Consider the following 6,444-nt stretch of genomic DNA (forward strand, 5'->3'; position numbering starts at 1 on the left):
GTTTGGGGGGGGGGGGGGGGGGGCGGGGGGCCCCCCCCCCCCCCCCCCCCCGGGCCCGCACGGTGCGGGCCTCCCCCGGTGCGGGGTGCGTCCTCAAGCGCCGGACGGGCTGGGTGTGCGCATGGTGTGGGCAACCTGTGGTGCGAGGGCTGGTTTCGATGCCCGACGGGCTGGGTGTTCGTACGGTACTGCCAGCCCGGGGTGCGGGGTGTGTCCTCAAGTGCCGGACGGGCTGGGTGCCCGCGTGGTGCGGGGTCGTCCTCGAACGCTCGATGGGCCGAGGGTTCGTACGGCGCGGGCCCCTGGCCCGCGCCCCCCGGACGTCGCGTCAGGCCGCGCGGCCTCGCGCCCGCACCGGGCGCGACCCCGGCCCCCCCACGTGCGAGAACGGCTGCATCCGCCAGTCCAGCCCCTGAGGCAGCGTCAGCAACAGCCCCATCTCCTGCTCCTGCACCTCCAGCGTCTCGTCCGCCGCACTCGCCTGCGCCGCCGGCCGCCCCGTGCCGGTGCAGACGGTCAGCCCGAACGGATTCCACGGCGTGGGGCACAGCGCGTGCTCCGGCAGGGTGTCCTCGTCCGCGAGAAGCGCGATTGGCTGCACGCAGTCCGGGCAGATGACCCGGTACATCTCGAAGGTGTCGTACGCGTCGAGTTCGTCCAGCTCCAGCGACTCCGCCGGATCAAGAGGCTCCGGTTCGGCACGGCCGATGTTTTTGACATTCTGCATGGGTTCTCCCCCTCGGGTGGGCCAACCAGGCACATGTGGCCTCGACCACAGCAAGCACTTCCCCACGCGCATAGCGGGTAACCATCCGGTCACGGCCACGGGCCCTCCAGCACTGTGGCGTTCGTCACATGAGCGCCACAGATGCCCCGCCGGAACCCGCGGGAGTGTGCCGGAGACGGCTCGGCCAATTAGGTTGATCCGCATGGAGGACCTGGATCGTCAGATCGTTGAGTTGCTCGTCAGAGACGGGCGCATGAGCTACACCGACCTGGGCAAGGCCACCGGCCTGTCCACCTCGGCGGTGCACCAGCGGGTCCGCCGGCTGGAACAGCGCGGAGTCGTCCGGGGCTACGCCGCGGTCGTGGACCCCGAGGCGGTCGGGCTGCCGCTCACCGCGTTCATCTCGGCCAAGCCCTTCGACCCCAGCGCCCCCGACGACATCGCCGAACGCCTCGCCGGAGTCCCCGAGATCGAGGCCTGCCACAGCGTCGCCGGAGACGAGAACTACATCCTCAAGGTACGCGTCGCCACCCCCCTGGAACTGGAGAACCTGCTCTCCCGCATCCGCTCCCTCGCCGGTGTCTCCACCCGCACCACCGTCGTCCTCTCCACCCCGTACGAGGCCCGCCCGCCGCGCATCTGAGCCACTCCCTAGGCTGGGGGCATGACCGAGAGCACCGACCTCCCCCGCGAGCACCGCACCACGCTGCTGCGCGGCGGAGAAGTCCACAGCCCCGCCGACCCCTTCGCCACCGCGATGGTCGTCGAACGAGGCCATATCGCCTGGGTCGGCTCCGAGGGCGCGGCCGACGCCTTCGCCGGCGGAGTCGACGAGACCGTCGACCTGGACGGCGCTCTGGTGACCCCCGCGTTCACCGACGCACATGTGCACACCACCGCCACCGGTCTCACCCTGACCGGACTCGACCTCTCCGGCGCCCGCTCCCTCGCCGAGGCCCTGCGCCTGGTGCGCGTGCACAGCGCCGCCCACCCGGCGGGCCGGGTCCTCATGGGCCACGGCTGGGACGCCTCCCGCTGGCCCGAGCGCCGCCACCCCTCCCGCGCCGAACTGGACGAGGCGAGCGGTGGCCGCCCCCTCTACCTCACCCGTATCGATGTCCACTCGGCCGTCGTCACCACCGCCCTGCTCGATCTGGTGCCCCAGGTCACCGGCTTGACCGGCTACCTCCCGGACGGCCCGCTCACCGAGGCGGCCCACCACGCCGTGCGGGCCGCCGCCCATGCCGCCGTCACCCCGGCCCAGCGCGAGGCGGCCCAGCGGGCGGCCCTGGAGCGCGCCGCGTCCCTGGGCATCGGCACCGTCCACGAGTGCGCCGGGCCCGACATCTCCGACGAGGAGGACTTCACCGCGCTGCTCGCCCTCGCCGGCTCCGCCCCGGGTCCCCGGGTCGTCGGCTACTGGGCCGAGCGGGTCGCGGACGCGAAGGACGCCCGGCGCGTCCGGGAACTCGGCGCCGCCGGCGCGGCCGGTGACCTCTTCGCCGACGGCTCCCTCGGCTCCCACACCGCGCATCTGCACGCCCCCTACGCCGACGCGGACCACCGGGGGAGCGCCCATCTGGACGCCGCCGCCGTCGCCGCCCATGTCACCGCCTGCACCGAGGCCGGGCTCCAGGCCGGATTCCACGCCATCGGGGACGCCGCCCTCACCGCCGTCGTGGACGGTGTGCGGGCCGCCGCCGGCACGCTCGGCCTCGCCCGGGTGCGCGCCGCCCGCCACCGTGTCGAGCACGCCGAGATGCTCACCCCCGACACCATCGCCGCCTTCGCCGAGTTCGGCCTCACCGCCTCCGTGCAGCCCGCCTTCGACGCGGCCTGGGGCGGCGACGAGGGCATGTACGCCCAGCGCCTGGGCGTGGAGCGGGCCCGCACCCTCAACCCGTACGCCGCCCTGCTCCGCGCGGGGGTGCCGCTCGCCCTCGGCTCCGACAGCCCGGTGACCCCGCTCGACCCCTGGGGCACGGTCCGCGCCGCCGCCTTCCACCGGACGCCCGGGCACCGGATCTCCGTCCGCGCGGCCTTCACCGCCCACACCCGGGGCGGCTGGCGCGCCGCCGGCCGGGACGACGCCGGCACGCTGGTGCCCGGGGCGCCCGCCGACTACGCGCTCTGGCGCACTGGGGAACTCGTCGTCCAGGCCCCCGACGACCGGGTCGCCCGCTGGTCCACGGACCCGCGCTCCGGCACCCCCGGACTGCCCGACCTCACCCCCGGAAACCCGCTCCCCGAATGTCTGCGGACGGTGGTCGGGGGCCACACCATCTGGACAAACCAGAGCTGAGCCGCTGAACGGGTGACGTACGGACATTTCGTACCGTGGACGGCTGTCCGGGATGCTCGTCCGCGACCTGCGGATCTTCGGCATGGAACCGGCCGAATTGGGCAAACCGCGCAGATCGCACGACTGTTGACACGGAGCGCCCAGGGGCGGGTAGGTTCGGCCGAGTCCACCACAGGACGTCCGACCGGCCGACCTCCACGCACTCGTCGAACGCCGCTGGGCCATGGGGCAGCGCACCGCACCGGAGCACCGCCACTGGGAGCCAGGTCCAGCGCCCGCGCCTCGGGGGCGAGGGAAGGTTTCAGCCGGACGGCGGGTGAGACCCGGACGGGGTCCGGCGTTCAGTAGACAACGGCTCTCGGTCGACCCGCAGCCGGCGGGTCCCAGGTCGGCCCGAAGGACGCCGGACCCCTGTCCGTACCCCTTCGGCCCCGGCACGGTCACGACCGCCGCCGACACCCCTTTTCCGTGCCGTCGCGGGGACCCGCCCGGCGATCGCTAAGGTGGGGCTCTGTGCACGGACATAAAAGGGGCCAGCAGTGAACGACGGCGCTAGGGACAGCGAAGCCCAGGCGAAGAGGTACGGGCCGCTCGGCAGATCCTTGGTGATCATCCCGACCTACAACGAGGCGGAGAACATCAGGTCGATCGTCTCCCGGGTGCGGGCCGCCGTGCCCGACGCGGACATCCTCGTCGCCGACGACAACAGCCCCGACGGCACCGGCAAGATCGCCGACGACCTCGCCGCCGACGACGAGCAGGTGCGGGTGCTGCACCGCAAGGGCAAGGAAGGGCTCGGCGCCGCCTACCTCGCGGGCTTCGACTGGGGCCTGGAGCACGGCTACGGCGTCCTGGTGGAGATGGACGCGGACGGCTCCCACCAGCCCGAGGAGCTGCCCCGGCTGCTGACCGCCCTCAAGGGCGCCGACCTGGTCCTCGGCTCCCGCTGGGTCCCCGGCGGCCGGGTGGTCAACTGGCCCAAGTACCGCGAGTTCCTCTCGCGCGGCGGCAGCACCTACTCGCGGCTCCTCCTGGGTCTGTCCATCCGCGATGTCACCGGGGGCTTCCGCGCCTTCCGCGCCGAGACCCTCCGCGGCCTGGGCCTCGGCCGGGTCACCTCCCAGGGCTACTGCTTCCAGGTCGATCTGGCCCGGCGGGCGGTCGCGTCGGGCTATCACGTGGTGGAGGTCCCCATCACGTTCGTCGAGCGCGAACACGGCGACTCCAAGATGAACCGCGAGATCGCCGTCGAGGCGCTGTGGCGGGTGGCCGGCTGGGGTCTCACGGACCGCACCAACCGGCTCCGCGGCCGTCCCACCCCCTGACCGGTCCGCCGGTCGGCCCCTAACACGCTGGACACCCCCTGTCCAGGGCAGCCCATGCCCTGGCAGTCGGACAGCTGTTCCCCGAAGCTGGTCGCAGACCCACCGAGCGGACTGGGTGGACCGGTACCGGCCATCCGTTCCGGTCAGCCGCGGACGGGGCGGCCCGGACCCGAACGGACGTACGGGACCGGGTACGGGGGACGTACGGGGGAACAGGGACCCCTGGGGTCGCGCCGGAAGCGGTGCGGCCCCGGGGCGGCCCGTGCCGAGGCCCGCGCCGGGCGACGCGGGCGCGGCGGCGGGCGGCGCTTATCGGACAAGGTTCCCTCCGCCCTCCGACGGAGGCTGCACCCGGCGTTTCCCCGGGCGGATAATCCGGACCATGCCCCTCCACAATCCTGAACTCCGGGATTTCCTGCTCTCCCGGCGAGCCCGGCTCTGCCCGGGCGACGTGGGGTTGCCCACCTCGGGGTCCCGGCGGGTCGACGGCCTGCGCAGGGAGGAGGTCGCCGCCCTCGCGGACGTCAGCGTGGACCACTACATCCGGCTGGAGCGCGGCCGGGCCTCCCAGGTCTCCGACACGGTTCTGGACGCGGTGGCCCGGGCCCTGCGGCTGAGCCCGGCCGAGCACCGCCATCTCTACCGCCTCGCCCGCCCCGACCCCGTGGCCCCCGCCGGCCAGGGCGGGACACCGGTACGGTCCGGGGTCCGCCAGGCCCTCCAGGCACTGGCCGCCCCCGCCTATCTGGTCGGCGCGCGCGGTGTCGTCCGGGAGTGGAACCGGCTGGCGGCCGAGGTCTTCGTCGACTTCGCCGGGATACCGCCCGAGCGCCGGCTCGTCGGCTGGATCGTCTTCACCGACCCGCGCGCCCGGGAGCTGTACGTCGACTGGGCGACCAAGGCCCACGAGACCACCGCGTTCCTCCGCTCCGAGGTCGCCGAGCACCCCCAGGACACGGAGCTGGCCGCGCACATCGCCGAGCTGAGCGCGGCGAGCACCACCTTCCGCGAGCTGTGGTCCCGGCACGCCGTTCCCGGCATCACCCACGGCACCACCGGCATCCGGCACCCCACGGCGGGCGTCCTGGAGCTGGCCTTCGAGACCATGCGGCTCACCGACGATCCGCGCGAGATCGTGGTCGTCTACTCGGCCGAGCCAGGATCGCCCTCCGCCGCCGCTCTGGCGCGGCTCGCGGAGGAGGACCGGCGGACCCGCGGTGTCCCCGCCGACCGGCGACGATCTTCCTGATCACCCCCTTACACCGCTCCGGCGGGCCGCCAGGCACACTGGGAGCATGACGACCGGCGCCACGCCCCCTCCGACCCCCGGCCCCCAGCGCTCACGCGCCCGCACCCTTGTCCCGCTCTCCGTCGCCGCCTGGCTGGTCCTGGAGATCTGGCTGCTGACCCTGGTCGCCGGGGCGGCCGGGGGACTGACCGTTCTCGCGCTGCTCATCGGCGGCGCCGTGGTCGGCGGAGCGGTCATCAAGCGGGCCGGGCGCAGGGCCTTCCGCACGCTGACGGAGACGCTTCAGCAGCAGCAGGGCGGCCCGTCCGCGACGGCCACCGGGAAGACCGGCGCGCCCGGCGGCAGCGGTGGCAACGGCTTTCTGATGCTGAGCGGGCTGCTCATCATGCTGCCCGGGCTGATCTCCGACGCGGCCGGCCTGCTGCTGCTGTTCCCGCCCGTGCGCTCCGCCCTCAGCCGGTACACGGAACGCTCGCTGGAGCGCCGGGTGAGCCGGATGGCCGGGATGGGCCCGGGCACGCTCGGGGACGCCTTCCAGCAGGCCCGTATGCGCCGCCCCGACGGAAAGGTGGTCCAGGGTGAGGTCATCCGCCCGGACGGCGGCCCCCAGGGCTCCTCGGCGCCCCACGGGGACGAGGGCCCGAAGCCCCCGCTGACCCGCTGACCCCACGCCCCCAGGGCTCTGACCGGCCTCACGGAAGAGCCGCGGCTCGCACGGAGAGCCATGGACCTCACAGAAAAGCCGCGGGCCGTGCCACACAAGGTGTGGCCGCGGCCGCCCCCCGAGGGAGTGCCGGGGGCGGAACGATAGGATAAAAAGTAGTACACAAACAGGAGCTTT

The 6,444-nt window shown here is 73.8% G+C and carries 6 protein-coding genes; 5 read left to right on the forward strand and 1 reads right to left on the reverse strand.

The genetic code is table 11. From position 1 onward, the window contains the following. Window positions 1-328: 328 nt before the first annotated feature. Entirely contained in the window at window positions 329-727 is a 399-nt protein-coding gene (locus ABT122_RS32900) for a hypothetical protein (protein WP_351559750.1), read from the reverse strand. Window positions 728-929: 202 nt separating this feature from the next. On the opposite strand from ABT122_RS32900, the gene ABT122_RS32905 reads away from it, so the two are divergent. From ABT122_RS32905 to fxsA, 5 genes are all read left to right on the forward strand, one after another. Further along, a complete protein-coding gene (locus ABT122_RS32905; RefSeq protein WP_351559752.1) occupies window positions 930-1,370 on the forward strand; it encodes an Lrp/AsnC family transcriptional regulator in 441 nt (146 codons plus the stop codon). Between the two features lie 21 nt (window positions 1,371-1,391). Beyond that, window positions 1,392-3,029, forward strand: a complete 1,638-nt coding sequence (locus tag ABT122_RS32910; protein ID WP_351559754.1) for an amidohydrolase — start codon at window positions 1,392-1,394, stop codon at window positions 3,027-3,029. A 539-nt stretch (window positions 3,030-3,568) separates the two neighbouring features. Next, window positions 3,569-4,354, forward strand: coding sequence for a polyprenol monophosphomannose synthase (locus tag ABT122_RS32915; protein ID WP_351559756.1), 786 nt, complete (start codon window positions 3,569-3,571; stop codon window positions 4,352-4,354). A gap of 382 nt (window positions 4,355-4,736) precedes the next feature. Beyond that, window positions 4,737-5,603: a helix-turn-helix domain-containing protein gene (locus tag ABT122_RS32920; RefSeq protein WP_351559758.1), complete on the forward strand. Its 867-nt coding sequence runs from the start codon at window positions 4,737-4,739 to the stop codon at window positions 5,601-5,603. A gap of 46 nt (window positions 5,604-5,649) precedes the next feature. Next, complete coding sequence (gene fxsA / locus ABT122_RS32925) at window positions 5,650-6,267, forward strand: FxsA family membrane protein (RefSeq protein ID WP_351559760.1); 618 nt, start codon at window positions 5,650-5,652, stop codon at window positions 6,265-6,267. The last annotated feature ends 177 nt before the right edge of the window (window positions 6,268-6,444 follow it).

The organism is Streptomyces sp. NPDC001985, from assembly GCF_040296845.1.
Taxonomy (GTDB): Bacteria; Actinomycetota; Actinomycetes; order Streptomycetales; family Streptomycetaceae; genus Streptomyces.